2 tRNA genes and 2 rRNA genes (1 of these 4 running past the window's edge) are annotated in these 3,666 nt (G+C 53.3%); all 4 read right to left on the reverse strand.

The annotated features are described in order from the left end of the window. Positions 1-1,187, reverse strand: a 23S ribosomal RNA gene (locus FMM79_RS19680) (it extends 1,605 nt beyond the left edge of the window). A 251-nt stretch (positions 1,188-1,438) separates the two neighbouring features. Beyond that, positions 1,439-1,514: transfer RNA gene (locus tag FMM79_RS19685), tRNA-Ala, on the reverse strand. Positions 1,515-1,530: 16 nt separating this feature from the next. Then, positions 1,531-1,607, reverse strand: a tRNA-Ile gene (locus FMM79_RS19690). Positions 1,608-1,783: 176 nt separating this feature from the next. Further along, positions 1,784-3,270: ribosomal RNA gene (locus FMM79_RS19695) — 16S ribosomal RNA — on the reverse strand. Together the 16S and 23S rRNA genes with 2 tRNA genes alongside form the textbook arrangement of a ribosomal RNA operon. Positions 3,271-3,666 lie beyond the last annotated feature (396 nt).

The raw sequence follows: 3,666 nt of genomic DNA on the forward strand, positions 1-3,666 counted from the left end.
GGTGCATCACTTTAGCCCCGTTACATTTTCGCCGCAGGAACCCTTATTTAGACCAGTGAGCTGTTACGCTTTCTTTAAAGGATGGCTGCTTCTAAGCCAACCTCCTGGTTGTTTTGGGATTCCCACATGCTTTCCCACTTAGTGATGACTTGGGGACCTTAGCTGTAGGTTAGGGCTGTTTCCCTTTTGACGACGGACCTTAGCACCCGCCGTCTGTCTGCCGAACAAGACTCGTTGGTATTCGGAGTTTGGTTAGAATTGGTAGATCTCGCGACCCCCGCATCCATCCAGTGCTCTACCCCCAACGGCATACATTCGACGCTCTACCTCAATAGATTTCGCGGAGAACCAGCTATTTCCCGGCTTGATTGGCCTTTCACCCCTAAACACAACTCATCCGAGAATTTTTCAACATTCAACGGTTCGGTCCTCCAGTGCGTGTTACCGCACCTTCAACCTGGTCATGCCTAGATCGCCGGGTTTCGGGTCTAATACACCATACTCAGTCGCCCTGTTCAGACTCGCTTTCGCTGCGCCTACACCTAACGGCTTAAGCTTGCATGGTACATTAAGTCACTGACCCATTATGCAAGAGGTACGCTGTCACCCCCTATGGGGCTCCAACTGCTTGTAAGCATCCGGTTTCAGGTACTGTTTCACTCCCCTCATCGGGGTGCTTTTCACCTTTCCCTCACGGTACTGGTTCGCTATCGGTCATGTACGAGTATTTAGGCTTGGAGGGTGGTCCCCCCATGTTCAGACAGGATTTCACGTGTCCCGCCCTACTCAAGTCCTGGAACCTCACTTTTGCATACGGGGCTGTCACCCGCTATGGCCACTCTTTCCAAAGTGTTCTGCTAGTTTAGTCTCAGGCACTGGCCTGGTCCGCGTTCGCTCGCCACTACTAACGGAATCTCGGTTGATGTCTTTTCCTCTGGTTACTTAGATGTTTCAGTTCACCAGGTTCGCTTCACCAAGCCTATGTATTCAGCTCGGTGATACCTTATCCACCTCACTCAAGTGGCAGCAAGCTGCCCATCGAGAGAAATGGTGAAGGTGGGTTTCCCCATTCGGAAATCGCCGGATCAAAGTTTGCTCACAACTCCCCGACGCTTATCGCAGCGTGCCACGTCCTTCATCGCCTGTACATGCCAAGGCATCCACCAGATGCTCTTACCTCACGCTTGAGAATCCACACCATCAACGACAGCCCTGCATAGAGACTGCGTCGTGCCAGGTATGGACGATTATCTCAGCCAGATAATAAAATCTGTTGTAACGCATGGTTGATTACCCAACGTCTGGATAATCCATGCGCCACGGCATCGATTAAAAAACCCATTCACAATGTCAAAGATCTGCGGGCAAATCCCGCCTGACCGGCCCAAAGGCCGGAACTGTTTCGCTTCATCGCTGGAGTACGTCTCGTGTGTACGGCTGGTGGAGCCTATCGGGATCGAACCGATGACCTGATGCTTGCAAAGCAACCGCTCTCCCAGCTGAGCTAAGGCCCCTAAAGCCGTATACACGTGGTGGGCCTGAGTGGATTCGAACCACTGACCTCACCCTTATCAGGGGTGCGCTCTAACCAACTGAGCTACAGGCCCACGTGCCTGCCATCGCTGACCCTATGGGCCGCGGGCGGCGTGAGCCAGCTCAGGCGTACAACGCTCATTTGAGCGTTATCTCCAGTGATGAAGGGACATGAGGACGACGGCATGTTCTTTGGAAGAAGCGAAGCTCTTTCCCGGTCAAGCCAGGACGCTTTCGTTTCAATCCTTAGAAAGGAGGTGATCCAGCCGCAGGTTCCCCTACGGCTACCTTGTTACGACTTCACCCCAGTCGCTGATCCCACCGTGGTTAGCTGCCTCCTTGCGGTTAGCACACTACCTTCGGGTGAAACCAACTCCCATGGTGTGACGGGCGGTGTGTACAAGGCCTGGGAACGTATTCACCGCGGCATGCTGATCCGCGATTACTAGCGATTCCGCCTTCATGCTCTCGAGTTGCAGAGAACAATCCGAACTGAGACGGCTTTTGGAGATTAGCTTGTGCTCGCGCACTTGCTGCCCACTGTCACCGCCATTGTAGCACGTGTGTAGCCCAGCGTGTAAGGGCCATGAGGACTTGACGTCATCCCCACCTTCCTCCGGCTTATCACCGGCAGTTTCCTTAGAGTGCCCAACTAAATGCTGGCAACTAAGGATGAGGGTTGCGCTCGTTGCGGGACTTAACCCAACATCTCACGACACGAGCTGACGACAGCCATGCAGCACCTGTCTCTCATCCAGCCGAACTGAAGAAATCCATCTCTGGAAATCGCGATGAGGATGTCAAACGCTGGTAAGGTTCTGCGCGTTGCTTCGAATTAAACCACATGCTCCACCGCTTGTGCAGGCCCCCGTCAATTCCTTTGAGTTTTAATCTTGCGACCGTACTCCCCAGGCGGATAACTTAATGCGTTAGCTGCGCCACCCAAATTCCAAGAACCCGGACAGCTAGTTATCATCGTTTACGGTGTGGACTACCAGGGTATCTAATCCTGTTTGCTCCCCACACTTTCGCACCTCAGCGTCAATACTTGTCCAGTCAGTCGCCTTCGCCACTGGTGTTCTTCCGAATATCTACGAATTTCACCTCTACACTCGGAATTCCACTGACCTCTCCAAGATTCTAGTCACCTAGTTTCAAAGGCAGTTCCGGGGTTGAGCCCCGGGCTTTCACCTCTGACTTGAGTAACCGCCTACGCGCGCTTTACGCCCAGTAATTCCGAACAACGCTAGCTCCCTCCGTATTACCGCGGCTGCTGGCACGGAGTTAGCCGGAGCTTATTCTCCAGGTACTGTCATTATCATCCCTGGTAAAAGAGCTTTACAACCCTAAGGCCTTCATCACTCACGCGGCATTGCTGGATCAGGCTTTCGCCCATTGTCCAATATTCCCCACTGCTGCCTCCCGTAGGAGTCTGGGCCGTGTCTCAGTCCCAGTGTGGCTGATCATCCTCTCAGACCAGCTAAGGATCGTCGGCTTGGTAGGCCTTTACCCCACCAACTACCTAATCCTGCGCGGGCTCATCTCTTGGCGATAAATCTTTGGACCGAAGTCATCATCCGGTATTAGCAGTAATTTCTCACTGTTATTCCGAACCAAGAGGCAGATTCCCACGTGTTACGCACCCGTGCGCCACTAACCCCGAAGGGCTCGTTCGACTTGCATGTGTTAGGCATGCCGCCAGCGTTCGTTCTGAGCCAGGATCAAACTCTCAAGTTTGTGAAACAATATTCACGGCACAAAGCCTAAGCCTTGCCAGCCGCAAACATCGAAACCTTCGGGAGCCGATACCTGCACTTGTCAAACGTATGGAAACGAAGGACATATAAGGCATCGGCTTGTTTTAAACTGCACCATAGAGCCCGAAGCTCCCAAGGCGCAGGCGCCGTCGCCCACATGTCCCTTCATCTAAAAACCAACAATGTCAAAGATCCAACCACGCCCGTCCAAAGACAGAAACAACCGGACAACCATCCATCCCCGCTTCCTAAAGACCCGGGGAACAAGCTGTCCGTCTATCGTGGCGACCACCCCAAAGCGCCGTGTTTGGCGGCGTGCTTCGCTGCGGTGAGAGGCCCTCTAAGCGGACCCCGCGATTCGGTCAAACCCTTTTTT

Origin of the sequence: Novosphingobium sp. BW1 (assembly GCF_008107685.1) — a bacterium.
Classification (GTDB): Bacteria; Pseudomonadota; Alphaproteobacteria; order Sphingomonadales; family Sphingomonadaceae; genus Novosphingobium.